Below are 14,681 nucleotides of genomic sequence, written 5' to 3'. Positions count from 1 at the left end.
TTCATGAAAAACACCACTCGCCAGTTCTACTGGCCTTTCAGCCTGCTGGCTGTGGCCGTGGCACTGGCTCAACCCGCGCTCGCCGACGAGCGCCAGGAAAAGGAGACCTCCAAGGAGGGGAAGGTCTCGCTCGCCCCCACGGTCATCAAGGGAGACGTGCTGGGCCAGGCCACCGATGAGGAAGTCCGCACCTACGCCGGCAGTCGCAGCGTGGTCAAGTCGGAAGACTTGGAGAAGGCCAGCGTGCGCGGCCTGGACGACGCCCTGCAGCGCGTCCCCGGCGTGAAGATCTTCGACGAGACCGGCACCGGCGTGCTGCCGCAGATTTCCGTGCGCGGCCTCTACGAGAGCCGCAGCGGCAAGGTGCAGGTGCTTTCCGACGGCATTCCGCTGTCCCTGGCGCCCTACGGCCAGACCAGCCTGTCGCTGTTCCCGCAGACCCTGGCGACCGTCGAGCGGATCGACATCGTGCGCGGCGGCGCCGCCGTCCAGTACGGCCCGAACAACGTCGGCGGGGTGATCAACTTCATCAGCAAGCCGATTCCCAGGGAGTGGGAAAGCAACCTCGGCGAGCGCATCACCTTCTACGAAGGCGGTCACCAGCTGTACGACACTTATTTCAGCACCGGCGGCCACGTGACCGACAACCTCGGCCTGTTCTTCGAGTACAACGCCAAGAGCGGCCACTACGAACGCGACCATTCCGACACCGACGTGGAGAACATCCGCCTGCGCGGCCAGTGGGACATCGACGAATTTCGCAGCCTGAGCTTCGGCATCCAGCGCTACGATGCCGACATGGACCTGGCCGGCGCCCTCAGCCGGGACGACTACGAGCACGACCGCCGCGACTCCACCCGCCACATCGATCGCTTCGAGGGCGACACCGACCGTCTCTGGGGCACCTACAGCCAATACCTGGGCAAGGTCGGCTTCGCCGATGACGTGGAGTTCAGCTTCACCGCCTTCGGCCACCACGACTACCGCAACTTCATCATCGGCCTGCCCTTCACCCCCGACGCCGAGCCGACCACCCTGCAGGACGCGCCCCGCGACTTCAAGGTCTGGGGTCTCGAGCCGCGCGTGAGCTTCAGCATCTACGGCGACACCTTCGACCAGACCTGGGTGTTCGGCGGCCGTTGGGTCCGCGAGGACACCGAGTTCGAGGTCAATCGCACCAATCTCGCCACCGGCCAATACAGCGTCATCCGCGACTGGAACTTCGACACCGAAGGCCGGGCCATGTACCTCAGCAACGCCATCAGCATGCTCGACGGCCGCCTGGTCGTGACCCCCGGCATTCGCCACGAGCGCGTGCACATGGACTATTCGGACGCGGTCAGCGGCAAGGACACCGGCAACCTCACCGACGAATGGCTGCCCGGCCTGAGCGTCGGCTACCAGCTCACCGACCAGTGGTTCCTCTTCGCCGATGCCCAGCGCTCGCTACGCGTGCCGCAGATCACCTCCATCGTCAAGGGCGGCGACGTCAGCGCCGAGGTCGCCTGGAACTACGAGGCCGGCTTCCGCTACACCCCCGAAGCCCAACCTGAGCCTGAACTTCAACCTGTACCGCATCGATTTCGAAGATCAGATCGAGTACAACCGTACCCACGACACCTTTGAAAACATCGGCAAGACCCGCCACCAGGGCTTCGAGACGGAAGTCTTCTGGACCCCGGCGGCCGTGCCCAATCTCGACCTGCACGCCAGCTACGCCTTCCTCGACGCCAAGATCCGCACCGGCCAGGACGAAGGCAACGAAGTACCCTTCTCCTCCCAGAGCCAGTTCAACATCGACGGTCGCTACCGCTTCGGCAACAACTGGGCCTTCACCCTGGACGGCCTGTACGTCAGCGAGGCCTATACGGACACGGCCAACTCCCGTTACGAGGATGCCGGCGCCTCGGTCGGCGAGCTGCCCTCCTACTGGATCTGGAACACCTCCCTCGAGCGCAAATTCAAGTTCAACGATAACGAGCTGACCACCTCGGTCGGCGTCAGCAACCTGTTCGACCGCGAGTACTACTTCCGCGGCATGGACACCAGCCCCTGGGGCCGTCAGCCGGCGCCCGGCCGCGCCGTCACGGTCGCCGCCAGCTACCGCTTCTAACCCCAAAAACACCGCATCCACATGCAGGCAGCGCCGTCCAGCCTTACGGCAGGGCGGCGCCTGCCCGGGAGAACACCATGCAAGGACCCATCGTCATTCTCAGCCACGTCGCCACCCATGCCGTCTGCGAAGGCTTCCTGCCCGCCGCGCAGCGGCGCGGGCATCCGCTGCTGCTCGTCACCGACCACGCCCAGGAACACTGGCGCCATCTGGCCGACGCCGATATCGCCGCCGACGGGCTGGAGATTCTCGAATGCGACGTCTTCAATCCGCTGGCGGTGATCGAGCTGCTACATGCCCATGGCCAGCGCCCGCTGGCAGTGTTCTCCAACAGCGATCACCTGCAGACCAGCTGCGCCCTGGTGGCGGCGGCCTTCGACTGCCCCGGCAAGGACTGGCGAGTCTGCCATGCGGCGAAGAACAAGGCGGAGATGCGCGAGCGCCTGCAGCGCCTCGGCCTGCCCGGCCCCTGGTTCCAGGTGCTGAGCCCCGGCGCGGCGCTGCCGGAGGACGCGCCCTTTCCGGTGGTGGCCAAGCCACGCGAGGGCGTCGCCAGCCTGGACGTGCAACTGTGCCGCGATGCCGCCGAACTGGCCGACTACTGCGCGGCCTTCTGGCAGCGTCAGCCGAATCGCGCGCTACTGCTCGAAGTCTATATGGAAGGACCGCTGTTCACCCTGGAGACCCTCGGCGACGGCCAGCGCCTGCAGGCCATCGGCGGCTTCGACGTGACCCTCTCGCCGCCGCCGTACTTCGTCGAACTGGAAGCGCGCTGGAACGGTCCGCTGAGCCGCGCCAACCGCAGCACGGCCCTGGCCCAGGTGGCCGCCTTCGGCGTCAACTTCGGCGTCTGCCACAGCGAGTTCATCCTCACCGCCGAAGGGCCGGTGCTGGTGGAGATCAACTACCGCAGCATCGGCGACGGCCGCGAGTTCCTCCTCGACCGCCTGCTGCCGCAGGGCTGGTTCGAACGCATCCTCGCCCTGCACCTGGGCGAGCCCTTGGCCGACAACCGGGGCGGTGGCGGCGAAGCCCTGGTGCACTACCTGGTGGCTCCGCAGAGCGGCCGCCTGTGCCAAGCCAGCGCCAGTTTCCGCGAGGAAGGCGACGGCCACTGGACCGACTACTGCGCGCTGCGCGAGGTCGGCGAGGAAATCCGCCTGAGCCACTCGAACAAGGACTACCTGGGCGTGTTGCGCCTGATCGCCCCAAACGAGGCCGCGCTGCAGGCGCACTTCGCCGCCGTGCGCAGCGACCTGCGCTGGGAGCTGGCATGAACCTCGATATGACGGGTCACGACCGCGTGGCCATCGGCCAGCGCATCCTCGACTGCTGCCTGCGCGAGGACATCCGCGGGCTGCTCGGCCAGGCCCGGCCGGCCGCCCTGCCGGCGGAGCTGGCCGCCCACTGGCCGCAGCCGCCGGAACCGACCTGGCTGTGCATCGATCACCTGGGCAGCGGTGAACTCTGGCTGCCGGTGCGCCGCGGCGCGCCGCTGCAGGCATGGAGCGCCGTCGGCGACCGCTGGCTGCGGCGCCAGGGCGATAGTGTGCATCTGGAGCAGGGCTACCGCCGCTGGCTCGAGCACCTGGCCACGGGCCTGGATGCCGAGAGCCTGGCGCTGTTCGCCGCCTACGCCGAGGAGGCCGACTGCGCGGTGGAGCATCGCCGCCTGTGCCGCGAGGCCTTCGCCAGCCACACCGCCGGACTGGGTGAAATCCTCGACGAAGCCGACTGGGGCCGGCGCCTGCTCGGCATCGACCGCCTGGCCAGCTACCTGGACCACCCCTTCTACCCCACCGCCCGGGCCAAGAGCGGCTTCGACGCAACGGCCCTGCAGGCCCATGCCCCGGAGTTCGCTCCGCGCTTTCTCCTCAACTGGCTGGCAGTGCCGAAGACGATCCTCGAACGCACCAGTCCGCCACCGGCTTTCTGGCCGAGCTTCGCCGAGGTCGGCCTGGCCCCGGCGCTGGCCGACAGCCATGCGCTGCTGCCGGTGCACCCACTGACCTGGCCCGAGCTGGATGCCCATGGCCTGCCGGCACGCTGCCTGCGCGCGCCCACGAGCGCGCTCGAGGTAGAACCAACTCTCTCGGTGCGCACCCTGATGTGCGTCGCCGAGCCGCATTGCCATATCAAGCTGCCGCTCTTGGTACGCACCCTGGGCGCGCGCAACCTGCGGCTGATCAAGCCGAGCACCCTGTACGATGGTCACTGGTTCCAGACCGTCCTCGAAGCCCTCGCCGCGCACGACAGCCAGCTTGGCGCCCGCTACCTGCATGTGGACGAGCAGCACGGCGGCCACGCCGCCGGCGAGCGCCACCTGGCCTATATCCTGCGCCGCTACCCGGACGGCCTGGAAAACGCCACGCCGGTACCGGTCGCCGCCCTGGCCAGCCGCCTGCCCGACGGCCGGCTGCTGGTCGAGGCACTGGTCGAGCGCTTCCACGGCAGCGACCTGATGGGCTGGTGGCGACAGTATCTCGACCTGCTGCTCGTCGTGCACCTGCGCCTCTGGCTGGTCTACGGTATCGCCCTGGAAGCCAACCAGCAGAACGCCGTGCTGCTCTTCGAGTCCGGCCGGCCACTGCGCCTGTTGATGAAGGACAACGACGCCGCGCGCCTCTGGCCGCCGCGCTTCGCCGAGGCCCGCCCGGACCTGGCGCCACGCCTGGCCGAGCTGCTCGACGAGCGGATTCGCGTCGACGAGGTGCGACCGCTGGCGGAGATGTTCTGCACCATCACCCTGCAGTTGAACATCGTCGCGCCCCTGGAAGCCATCGCCGAGGCCGGCCTGGCCGAACGCGAGGCGCTCTATGCCGGCCTGCGCGAGCGCCTGCGCGCCTGCCTTGACGCGCTGGCGGGCGAGGGCGTGGCGGTCGACGAGGCGCGCCGGTTCCTGCTCGACAGCCCTGAATTGCCGGTGAAGTACCTGCTGAGCGCCGGCAGCCTGTTCAGCAAGGAGCACTCCGGCGCGGCCGACATCAACAAATTCTATGGCTACAGCGCGGCGAACTTCCTGCAGGGTGAGGCCCCATGTCCCGGCGCCTGACCGCCAGCGTCCTGCTCGGCCATTATCTGTCGGCCTTCACCGCCCTGGGTGCGCCGCTGTTCCTGCCGCGCATCCTCGCCGACCTGGGCGAACCGGCGCCGACCTGGAGCATCGGCGTGCTCTATGTGCTGCCGACCCTGTGCACCGCGCTGGCGGCGCCGCTCTGGGGACGCCTGGCCGACCGCCACGGCTGCCGGCTGTCGCTGCTGCGCGCCCACGCCGGCCTCGCCGCAGGCTTTTTGCTCGCCGGGTTCAGCCCGAACCTCACGGTCCTCAGCCTCGCGTTGATCGTCCAGGGCACCTTCGGCGGCGCCATGGCGGCGTCGAACGCCTACCTGGCGAGCCAGTTCGAAGGCGAAGGCCTGTCGCGCGCCCTCAACCTGACCCAGTACTCGGCGCGCCTGGCGATGCTCAGTGGCCCAGTGCTGGTCGGCCTGCTGGCGAGCGCCGGCCTGGGTCTGGAGCTGTACCGCTACCTGGCCTGGATGCCGCTGGTCGCCTTCCTGCTGGTCCTGCCGCTGCCGGCCGATGCGCCGCGCTCGGTCCCGGCCACAGGGGACAAGGCCGCCAGCGGCGAGCTGCCGGCGGACCTGCTGCGCCTGCTCGCCGTGCAGTTCCTGTTCAGCTTCGCCATGGTGGTGACCTTCCCCTACTTCGTGCCCTACGGCGAAGCCTTAGGGATAGCCAACGACGCGCTGATCGGCCTGCTCTACAGCCTGCCGCACCTGGTCTACCTGCTCGCCCTGCCCTGGGTCCAGCGCCGCAGCGGCCCGCTGCTGCCGGCAGGGCTCGCGCTGCTGGCGCTGGGCAACCTGCTGCAGTTCCTGCGCCTGCCGGCCGAGCTGCTGTTCGCCCTGCGCCTGCTCGCCGGACTGGGCATGCTGCTGTGCTTCGTCGGCCTGCACCGCTGCCTCGCCGCGCGCCGCCACGCGGGCGGCGCCGGGCGCCTGTTCGGCTGGTATGACGCCAGCGGCAAGTGGGCCGGCACCGCCGCCGGCCTGGTCGCCGGGCTGGCCTGCCAGCACTACGGCAGCGCCCTGCCTTTTCTGATCGCCTGCCTGGCCGCGCTCGCCGCGCTGGCCTTGGCCCACCCCCTTCTCGTCCGTTCGCCGGAGACTGACCCATGACCCTTGTCGCCAATCGCATCTCCCCCCGCGAGCGCGCCCTCGACGGCGAGGCCCAGCGCCATGCCATCGACTGCCTGCTCAACTGCTACCTGCGCGAATACGCCCTGCCGCGCGGCGAGGCCTGCCTGGATTGCCTGGCGCAGGACCTGCCCATGCGCCTGCGCCAGGCGGAGGGCCGGCGGGTCGGCATCCGCCTGGCCGACGGCTCGCGCCTGGCGCTGCTTGCCGACCGCACCAGCGTGCTCGGGCGCTGCCGCTTCGTCAGTGCACCCTATTTCAAGGGACTCGGCCAAGGCTGGCGGGCGCTGGACGTTGCCGAGCTGGCACGCCTGCTGCTCGCCCCGCTGAACGGCCCGGAGCGTCACGGCGAGCTGCTCGAGCAGATCGACAACAGCCTGCGCATCACCCGCACCTTCCTGCGCCACGCCCGTGCGGCCAACCACGAGGACACGGACAGCCTGCTGCGCTCCGAGCAGGGCCAGGTCTGGGGCCATGCCCTGCACCCGACGCCGAAAAGCCGCGACGGCGTCTCCGAGGCAGACCTGCTGGCCTGCTCGCCAGAGGTCGGCGCACGCTTCCCGCTGCACTGGTTCCGTGTCGATCCTGCGCTGATCCGCCACCTGGGCGACGACCCGCGCGGCCTCCTTGCGCAGATCGCCAGGGCCGACAACCTCTATCCCTGTCATCCCTGGGAAGTGCAGCGGGTGCTGGCCGACCCGCTGATCGAGCGGGTACGCCGCCTGGGCCTTGTGGAATACCTCGGCCCGCAGGGTCTGGCGCTCTATCCGACTTCCTCGGTGCGCACCCTATACCATCCCGAGCTGAGCCATTTTTTGAAATTCTCGATACACGTGCGGCTGACCAACTGCGTACGCAAGAACGCCTGGTACGAGCTGGACAGTGCGGTGGCCCTGACCCGCCTGCTCAGCCCGCTGATGGCCGAGCTGGACGACAGCCAGCCGGGCTTTGCACTGATGCCCGAGCCGGCCGCCAGCACCCTGGACCTGTCCGCCTACGGCAGCCCGGAGGAGGCCCGCGAGGTCACCGAATGCTTCGGTATCCTCTACCGGCAGAACCTCGACGAAGCCAGCCGCGAGCGCTACCAGCCGCGGGTCGCCATGGCTCTGTTCACCTGGACGCTGGATGGGGTTAGTGCCTGCCAGTCGCTCCTCGCGCACTGCGCGGCGCAGCTCGGCGTGGCCCCGGCCGAGGCCGCCGTGCGCTGGCTGCGCGCCTATGCCGGGCTGCTGCTGGGCGGCTCGCTGCACTGCCTGTTCCGTCACGGCGTGGTGCTCGAGCCACACCTGCAGAACACCCTGCTCGGCTTCGACGAGCAGGGCCTGCCCTGCCGGGTGTGGATCCGCGACCTGGAAGGCACCAAGCTGGTCCCCGAGCATTGGCCGGCAGCCCGTCTCGTCCACCTCGACGAACGCACCCGCGCCTCGCTCCACTACGACGCGGACAAGGCCTGGAAGCGCTTCGCCTACTGCGCCCTGGTCAACAACCTCGGTGAGGCCGTGTTTCACCTGGCCAACGGCGACGCGGCGCTGGAAAGGCGCCTGTGGCGGGAGATTGCCAGCCTGCTCGAGGCACAGCGTGCGCCACTCGGCGATCCGCAGGCGCTGCGCGAGCTGTGCGCCGGCGCGCCCCTGCCGAGCAAGGAGAACTTCATGACCCGCCTCCTGATGCGTGCTGATCGCGAGGCCGGCTACACCGCCCTGCCCAATCCGTTGACCGCCGCCTGTGGAGACTGCCGATGAGCCTGCCTGCCCCCGTCGCCCAAGCCATCGCCGAGCTGCGCCGCCGCCGCGGCGAGCCGCTGTGCGCCTACCTTTACAATCTGGCGGCGCTGAAGCGCCATGCGCGCGCCCTGCGCGCGGCGCTGCCGGCCAACTGCGAGCTGTTCTACGCCGCCAAGGCCAACCCCGAGGCGCCGGTCCTGCGCACCCTGGCGCCCTGGGTGGATGGCTTCGAGGCAGCCTCCGGTGGCGAGCTGCGCTGGCTCTACGAGCGCCATCCCGACAAGCCGCTGATCTTCGGCGGCCCCGGCAAGCTGGACAGCGAGCTGGCCGCTGCCATGGACTGCCGGATCGCCGCCTTCCATGTGGAGAGCCTGGGCGAGCTGCGCCGCCTGGCGGCCGTCGCCCAGGCGCACGGCCGACCGGCCCCGGTGCTGCTGCGGCTCAACCTCAAGCTCGACGAGGCGCCGGACAGCCGACTGGTGATGGGCGGCAAGCCGACCCCCTTCGGCCTCGACGAGGAGGCCCTGGACGAGGCCCTGGCGCTGCTCGCCGGCGAGCCCTGGCTGAAGCTCCAGGGCCTGCACTTCCATCTGCTCTCCCACCAGTTGGACACCGCCGCCCACCTGCAGCTGATGCGCAGCTACTTCCGCTGCTTCCGCCAGTTGAACGCGCGCCACGGCCTGAACCTCGAACTGCTCAACGTCGGCGGCGGGATGGGCATCAATTACCAGGACCACGCCCGCTCCTTCGACTGGCCGGGCTTCTGCGAAGGACTCAAGTCGCTGATCGCCGAGGAAGGCATGGCCGGAACGCGCATCCGCTTCGAGATCGGCCGCTTCCTCACCGCCGCCTGCGGCTATTACCTGATGGAGGTGCTGGACATCAAGCGCAACCACGGCCAGTACTTCGCCGTGGCCCGCGGCGGCACCCACCACTTCCGCACCCCGGCGGCCCAGGGCCACGACCATCCCTTCGTGGTGGTGCGCGGCGAGCGCCCGGCGGAGCTGGAGAACCAGCCGGTGACCCTGGTCGGCCAGCTGTGCACGCCCAAGGACGTGCGGGCCCGCCAGCAGACGGTGGCCGCCCTGGCGGTCGGCGACCTGCTGGTGTTCACCCTGGCCGGCGCCTACGCCTGGAACATCTCGCACCAGCACTTTTTGATGCACGAGCCGCCGCAGATGCTGTTCCTCGAACCCTGAACGCCGACTACGCCAGCTGCGGCGCGCTGCGCGCCAGCAGTCCCGCCACGTCCAGGCCGCGCGGCAGGGTGCCGTAGACCCGGCCACCCTCGCCCAGCCGGCTATGGATGAAGGCATCCGACACCGCTGCGTTGCCGGCCTCCAGCAGCAGCCCGGCCTGCAGGGTCACGGCCAGCTCCTCGACCAACCGGCGGGCACAGTAGTGGATCTCGGCGCGGTCGGCCAGCGCCTTCCTGAGCCATTGGATGCGCGCCCTGAGCCGCGCATCGCCATGGCCCCCGTCCAGCTCGTCGAACAATGCCTCCAGCGCTCCCGGCTCCTTGCCGAGGACGCGCAGCACATCCAGGCACTGCACGTTGCCCGAGCCTTCCCAGATGGAGTTGACCGGCGCCTCGCGGTACAGTCGCGGCAGGATGCTCTCCTCGACATAGCCGGCACCGCCCAGGCACTCGGCGGCCTCGCCGATCATTTCCGGGGCGCGCTTGCAGATCCAATATTTGCCGATGGCGGTGAGCAGCCGGACGAGACGCCGCTCGCCCTCCTCCTCGCCATGGTCCAGCGCCCGTGCCAGGCGCAGGGTGAGGGCCAGCGCAGCCTCGCTCTCCAGAGCCAGGTCGGCCAGCACGTTCTGCATCAGCGCGTGCTCGACGAGCACCTGGCCGCCGACCAGACGGTGTGCGCAGTGGTGCAGCGCCTGGCTCAGGGCCTGGCGCATCAGCGCACTGGAGCCGATCATGCAGTCGAAGCGGGTCAGGCCGACCATTTCCAGGATGGTCCGCACACCGCCCCCCTCCTCGCCGACCATCCAGGCCAGGGCGCCACGGTATTCCACCTCGGCGGAGGCGTTCGACCAGTTGCCCAGCTTGTTCTTCAGCCGCTGGATGTAGAGCTGGTTGCGCCCGCCGTCCGGGCGGTGGCGCGGCAGCAGAAAGCAGGACAGCCCGCCGTCGCTGTAGGCCAGAGTGAGGAAAGCGTCGCTCATCGGCGCCGAGCAGAACCACTTGTGGCCGAGCAGCTCGTAGGCCTGCCCCGGCCCCGCGGCGCCGACCGGCCAGGCGCGGGTGGTATTGGCACGCACATCGGTGCCGCCCTGCTTCTCGGTCATTGCCATGCCGAGGGTGACGCCGCTCTTGCACTCCATCGGCAGGTTGCGCGGATCGTATTTGCCGGCCAGCACCTTGGGCAGCCAGCGCTCGGCGATCTCCGGCTGCTGCCGGAGCGCCGCCACGCTGGCGAAGGTCATGGTCAGGGGGCAGGCTGTACCGGCCTCCACCTGGTTGTGCAGGTACATCAGCCCGGCGCGGGCGACCTGGGCGCCGGGGCGCGGTTCGCGCCAGGGCAGCGCCGGCAGGCCGTGGGCGATGGCCGTGGCCATCAGCTCGTGATAGGCGGGGTGGAAGTCCACCAGATCGATGCGGTGCCCATAGCGATCGTGGCTGCGAAAGAGCGGGCGGTGCTCGTTGGCCAGAAAGCCCGCCGCCAGCAGCGGCCCGCCGGCCAGCGCGCCGTAGGCCTCCAGCTGCCCGTCCGCCCAGTCGCCGTCGTAGAGGCGCAGCCATTCCTGCAGCGGCCGGTCGATGCGGTAGAGATTGGCGCCGTCCAGGGGCGGTACCTGGTTGGTCACCTCGTGGGTTTCGGCGTACTGGTGCAGCTGCATGGCGGCATTCCTCGGCGGCGGTTGCCTCGTTGAGTGAAGCATGCGGGGCGCGGCGCGTCGGATGCATCCGACGGGGGCTCGGCCCGGGCGATTAGTGGTAAGCTCGCACGCCATGAACATGCCGAACTTTCGTCCCGTCGTCCTCTGCCTGTCCGGCCACGATCCCTGTGGCGGCGCCGGCCTGCAGGCGGACATCGAGGCCCTGCTCGCCCAGGGCTGCCACGCCGCGCCGACAGTCACCGCGCTGACCGTGCAGGACACCCGCAACGTCAGCGACTTCCGCGTGCTCGACCGGGCCTGGGTGCTGGCCCAAGCCGAGGCGGTGCTCGCCGACCTGCCGGTCGCCGCGATCAAGCTGGGCATGCTCGGCTCACTGGAGATGCTCGACACCGTGGTCGGGATCGTCGGGCGCCTGCCCGGCGTGCCGCTGGTCTGCGACCCGGTGCTGCGTGCCGGCGGCGGCGGTGCGCTGGGCCGCGACGAGGTCGGCCAGGCGCTGCGCGAGCGCCTGCTGCCACTGTGCCGCATCGCCACGCCGAACCTGCCGGAGGCGCGGATCCTCGCAGAACTGCCCGAGGGCAGCGCCGACCAGTGCGCCGCCAGGCTGCTCGAGCGGTGCGAACACCTGCTGATCACCGGCGGCCACGGCGACGAGAGCGAGGTGCACAACCGCCTGTATTCCCGCGACGGCAGCCGGCAGACCTTCACCTGCGTGCGCCTGCCGGGCAGCTACCACGGCTCCGGCTGCACCCTGGCCAGCGCCCTGGCCGGCCGCCTGGCCCTCGGCGAAGAGCTGACCAGTGCGGTGCGCTCAGCGCTCGACTACACCTGGCGCACCCTGCGCGACGCCGAGGCGCCGGGCCGCGGCCAGTACGTGCCGCGCCGCCTGCCGCTGGATTTCGGCGACTGATTCACCGGCGCCTGGCGAAGGCCGGGCGTATCGGCTTGACTCTGGCCGGGGACGGTCCGTCCCCGGCAACTCCCGCAGGCCATTCGCAGATGAGGCGAACCCATCATGAAGCTACGCGGTCTCTATGCCATCACCGACAGCCAGTTGCTGCAGGGCGGCAAGCTCCTGCCTTACGTCGAAGCCGTGCTGAAGGGCGGCGCCCGGCTGCTGCAGTACCGCGACAAGTCGAACGAAGACGCCCGCCGGCTGCGCGAGGCCGAGGCGCTGCGCGATCTCTGCCTGCGCCATGGCGCACAGCTGATCATCAACGACGACTTGGAGCTGGCCGTGCGCCTGGGCGTCGGCCTGCACCTCGGCCAGCAGGACGGCTCGCTGTCCGCCGCCCGCGCCCTGCTCGGTCCCAAGATCATCATCGGCGCCACCTGTCACGGTCAGCTGGCGCTGGCCGAGCAGGCCGCCGCCGACGGCGCCAGCTACCTCGCCTTCGGCCGCTTCTTCGACTCTTCGACCAAACCCGGCGCGCCACCCGCCACACCCGAATTGCTGGAGCAGGCCCGCACGCGCTTCGCCCAGCCCCTGGTGGCGATCGGCGGCGTGACCCTGGACAACGCCCCCGGGCTGATCCGCCGCGGCGCCACCATGGTCGCGGTGATCCATGCGCTGTTCGCTGCCGCGAACGCCACTGAGGTCGAGCGCCGCGCCCGCGCCTTCAGCCAGCTGTTCGCCGACTCCTGATTCCCCCTCACGGTGGAGCACGCCGCGCGGACTCCACCCCAGCTTGCAGAGGCCCACGCATGTCCCGTTCCGAAACCCTCTTCGCCCACGCCCAGAAGCACATCCCCGGCGGCGTCAACTCGCCGGTGCGCGCCTTCCGCGGCGTTGGCGGCACCCCGCTGTTCTTCAAGCACGCCGAAGGCGCCTACGTCATCGACGAGGACGACAAGCGCTACGTCGACTACGTCGGCTCCTGGGGCCCGATGATCCTCGGCCACAGCCATCCCGAGGTGCTCGACGCGGTGCGCCGCCAGTTGGAGCACGGCCTCTCCTACGGCGCGCCGACCGCCCTGGAAACCGAGATGGCCGATCTGGTCTGCTCGCTGGTGCCGTCGATGGACATGGTGCGCATGGTCAGCTCCGGCACCGAGGCGACCATGAGCGCGATCCGCCTGGCCCGTGGCTACACTGGGCGGGACAGCATCATCAAGTTCGAGGGCTGCTACCACGGCCACTCCGACAGCCTGCTGGTCAAGGCCGGCTCCGGCGCCCTGACTCAGGGCGTGCCCAGTTCCGCGGGCGTACCGGCGGACTTCGCCAAGCACACTCTGACCCTGCCCTACAACGACCTGGCCGCAGTCGAGAAGACCCTCGCCGAGGGCGGCCAGAACGTGGCGTGCATCATCGTCGAGCCGGTGGCCGGCAACATGAACTGCGTACCGCCGGCCCCGGGCTTCCTCGAAGGCCTGCGCGCCCTGTGCGATGCGCACGGCGTGGTGCTGATCTTCGACGAGGTGATGACCGGCTTCCGCGTCGCCCTTGGCGGCGCCCAGGCCCACTACGGCATCACCCCGGATCTCTCCACCTTCGGCAAGATCGTCGGCGGCGGCATGCCGGTCGGCTGCTTCGGCGGCAAGCAGGCGCTCATGGAACACATCGCCCCGCTGGGGCCCGTCTACCAGGCCGGCACCCTCTCCGGCAACCCGCTGGCCATGGCCGCGGGCCTGACCACCCTCAGGCTGATCAGCCGTCCGGGCTTCCATCAGGAGCTCTCCGACTACACCAACCACCTGCTGCAGGGCCTGCAGGACCGCGCCGATGCCGCCAGCATCCCCTTCGTCACCACCCAGGCGGGCGGTATGTTCGGCCTGTACTTCAGTGGCGCCGACGACATCGTCACTTTTAATGATGTGATGGCCAGCGACGCCGAGCGCTTCAAGCGCTTCTTTCACCTGATGCTGAACGGCGGCGTGTACCTGGCACCCAGCGCATTCGAAGCCGGCTTCACTTCCATCGCCCACGGCGCGACCGAGCTAGCGATCACCCTCGACGCCGCCGAGCGTGCCTTCGCCACGCTCGCCAAGGGCTGAACGGCAAACCGCTGTCCTCAGCGGTTTGCCGGCTTCGGGGTAGGGAAAGGCGGCAAAGGCTTTGTAAGGCCGGCGCCGCTTATTCATAATGTGGCGGCCGGCACACTTTGCCGGCCGGGCGACCGCCCGCTCCGACTCGAGGCGCAGCGATTTCATGACCTGCCGTAACCTGACCCTGGGTTGCCTGTTGCTATTTTCCTTCTCCCTGCCGGCCCTGGCGGGGGAGAACACCCTGCTGATCCCGGCGCCGGGCAGCTGCGCCCTGGACAGTCCTGCCGAGGAGCTGCCCGCGGCGCTGTCGCGTTGCGAACAAGCCGCGCAGAACGGTGACTTCCAGGCGGAGTACGAGCTGGGCGAGTTCTACTACGACGGCAAGCGCACCCCTCGCGATCTATCCCGCGCGCTGACCTGGTTCGAACAGGCCTCGCTGCAGGGCCACGCCCTGGCCCAGCATCGTCTGGGGCTGATGTTCTTCCGTGGCGAGGGGGTGCCGGCCAATAACGTGCAGGCCTATATAGTGCTGAAGATGGCCGCGGTGAACGGCTCGGAGGAGGCCTTGGACAGCGCCGACCTGGTCGCCGAACAGATGAGCCGTAACGAGATGGAAATCGCCACCCAAGTGCTCGGCCAGATCTTCCGCAATTACCTTATGGAGCTGCAGGCCCTCGAAGGCCGCTCGCCGTTCGCGCCGCTGCCCTAGCACTACAGTTGCATTTTTGAAATGAGATGAGCCCGCCTGGCCCCGGCCTGATGAGCCCTTCGCCAACATGACCAGGCAATGATCTGTGCCGGATCGA

The 14,681-nt window shown here is 69.4% G+C and carries 12 protein-coding genes; 11 read left to right on the top strand and 1 reads right to left on the bottom strand.

Going from position 1 to position 14,681, the window contains the following annotated elements:
- The first annotated feature begins 3 nt into the window (after positions 1-3).
- The 7 genes from ACYVD0_RS11225 to ACYVD0_RS11195 all read left to right on the top strand — a co-directional run bounded on the left by ACYVD0_RS11225 (position 4) and on the right by ACYVD0_RS11195 (position 9,233).
- The gene (locus ACYVD0_RS11225; protein ID WP_460426893.1) at positions 4-1,626 is read left to right on the top strand and encodes a TonB-dependent receptor family protein; all 1,623 of its coding nucleotides are present in this window, start codon (positions 4-6) and stop codon (positions 1,624-1,626) included.
- Positions 1,550-2,113, top strand: coding sequence for a TonB-dependent receptor domain-containing protein (locus ACYVD0_RS11220; protein WP_460426944.1), 564 nt, complete (start codon positions 1,550-1,552; stop codon positions 2,111-2,113). The genes ACYVD0_RS11225 and ACYVD0_RS11220 overlap by 77 nt, the downstream gene beginning before the upstream one ends.
- 77 nt (positions 2,114-2,190) lie before the next feature.
- Positions 2,191-3,390 (top strand): ATP-grasp domain-containing protein, encoded by a 1,200-nt coding sequence (locus tag ACYVD0_RS11215; protein WP_460426892.1) that lies wholly within the window; start codon positions 2,191-2,193, stop codon positions 3,388-3,390.
- A complete protein-coding gene (locus ACYVD0_RS11210; protein ID WP_460426891.1) occupies positions 3,387-5,165 on the top strand; it encodes an IucA/IucC family siderophore biosynthesis protein in 1,779 nt (592 codons plus the stop codon). The genes ACYVD0_RS11215 and ACYVD0_RS11210 overlap by 4 nt, the downstream gene beginning before the upstream one ends.
- Positions 5,150-6,292 carry an MFS transporter gene (locus ACYVD0_RS11205; protein WP_460426890.1) on the top strand — a complete coding sequence of 381 codons (1,143 nt, stop codon included), beginning with the start codon at positions 5,150-5,152 and terminating at the stop codon, positions 6,290-6,292. The genes ACYVD0_RS11210 and ACYVD0_RS11205 overlap by 16 nt, the downstream gene beginning before the upstream one ends.
- The gene (locus tag ACYVD0_RS11200; RefSeq protein ID WP_460426889.1) at positions 6,289-8,052 is read left to right on the top strand and encodes an IucA/IucC family protein; all 1,764 of its coding nucleotides are present in this window, start codon (positions 6,289-6,291) and stop codon (positions 8,050-8,052) included. Before ACYVD0_RS11205 ends, ACYVD0_RS11200 begins: the two co-directional genes overlap by 4 nt.
- Positions 8,049-9,233, top strand: coding sequence for a type III PLP-dependent enzyme (locus ACYVD0_RS11195; protein WP_460426888.1), 1,185 nt, complete (start codon positions 8,049-8,051; stop codon positions 9,231-9,233). Before ACYVD0_RS11200 ends, ACYVD0_RS11195 begins: the two co-directional genes overlap by 4 nt.
- A 7-nt stretch (positions 9,234-9,240) precedes the next feature.
- Here ACYVD0_RS11195 and ACYVD0_RS11190 read toward each other — a convergent pair whose 3' ends face one another.
- A complete protein-coding gene (locus tag ACYVD0_RS11190) occupies positions 9,241-10,890 on the bottom strand; it encodes an acyl-CoA dehydrogenase family protein (RefSeq protein ID WP_460426887.1) in 1,650 nt (549 codons plus the stop codon).
- Between the two features lie 112 nt (positions 10,891-11,002).
- Between ACYVD0_RS11190 and ACYVD0_RS11185 the strand changes: the two genes are divergently transcribed.
- From ACYVD0_RS11185 to ACYVD0_RS11170, 4 genes are all read left to right on the top strand, one after another.
- Complete coding sequence (locus ACYVD0_RS11185; protein ID WP_460426886.1) at positions 11,003-11,800, top strand: hydroxymethylpyrimidine/phosphomethylpyrimidine kinase; 798 nt, start codon at positions 11,003-11,005, stop codon at positions 11,798-11,800.
- 105 nt (positions 11,801-11,905) lie between these two features.
- Positions 11,906-12,535, top strand: coding sequence for a thiamine phosphate synthase (gene thiE / locus ACYVD0_RS11180; protein WP_460426885.1), 630 nt, complete (start codon positions 11,906-11,908; stop codon positions 12,533-12,535).
- A 59-nt stretch (positions 12,536-12,594) separates the two neighbouring features.
- Positions 12,595-13,884, top strand: coding sequence for a glutamate-1-semialdehyde 2,1-aminomutase (hemL, locus tag ACYVD0_RS11175; RefSeq protein ID WP_460426884.1), 1,290 nt, complete (start codon positions 12,595-12,597; stop codon positions 13,882-13,884).
- 154 nt (positions 13,885-14,038) lie between these two features.
- Complete coding sequence (locus ACYVD0_RS11170) at positions 14,039-14,584, top strand: tetratricopeptide repeat protein (RefSeq protein WP_460426883.1); 546 nt, start codon at positions 14,039-14,041, stop codon at positions 14,582-14,584.
- Positions 14,585-14,681 lie beyond the last annotated feature (97 nt).

It is taken from the genome of Azotobacter armeniacus, assembly GCF_054779355.1.
The sequence above is the reverse complement of the archived record's forward strand: the minus strand, read 5'-3'. Positions and strand labels throughout refer to the sequence as shown.

Coding starts and splice junctions, on each gene's coding strand:
- thiE (WP_460426885.1), top strand. CDS start 11,906: ATGAAGCTACGCGGTCTCTATGCCATCACCGACAGCCAGTTGCTGCAG.
- hemL (WP_460426884.1), top strand. CDS start 12,595: ATGTCCCGTTCCGAAACCCTCTTCGCCCACGCCCAGAAGCACATCCCC.
- ACYVD0_RS11185 (WP_460426886.1), top strand. CDS start 11,003: ATGAACATGCCGAACTTTCGTCCCGTCGTCCTCTGCCTGTCCGGCCAC.
- ACYVD0_RS11210 (WP_460426891.1), top strand. CDS start 3,387: ATGAACCTCGATATGACGGGTCACGACCGCGTGGCCATCGGCCAGCGC.
- ACYVD0_RS11200 (WP_460426889.1), top strand. CDS start 6,289: ATGACCCTTGTCGCCAATCGCATCTCCCCCCGCGAGCGCGCCCTCGAC.
- ACYVD0_RS11195 (WP_460426888.1), top strand. CDS start 8,049: ATGAGCCTGCCTGCCCCCGTCGCCCAAGCCATCGCCGAGCTGCGCCGC.
- ACYVD0_RS11225 (WP_460426893.1), top strand. CDS start 4: ATGAAAAACACCACTCGCCAGTTCTACTGGCCTTTCAGCCTGCTGGCT.
- ACYVD0_RS11215 (WP_460426892.1), top strand. CDS start 2,191: ATGCAAGGACCCATCGTCATTCTCAGCCACGTCGCCACCCATGCCGTC.
- ACYVD0_RS11170 (WP_460426883.1), top strand. CDS start 14,039: ATGACCTGCCGTAACCTGACCCTGGGTTGCCTGTTGCTATTTTCCTTC.
- ACYVD0_RS11205 (WP_460426890.1), top strand. CDS start 5,150: ATGTCCCGGCGCCTGACCGCCAGCGTCCTGCTCGGCCATTATCTGTCG.
- ACYVD0_RS11190 (WP_460426887.1), bottom strand. CDS start 10,890: ATGCAGCTGCACCAGTACGCCGAAACCCACGAGGTGACCAACCAGGTA.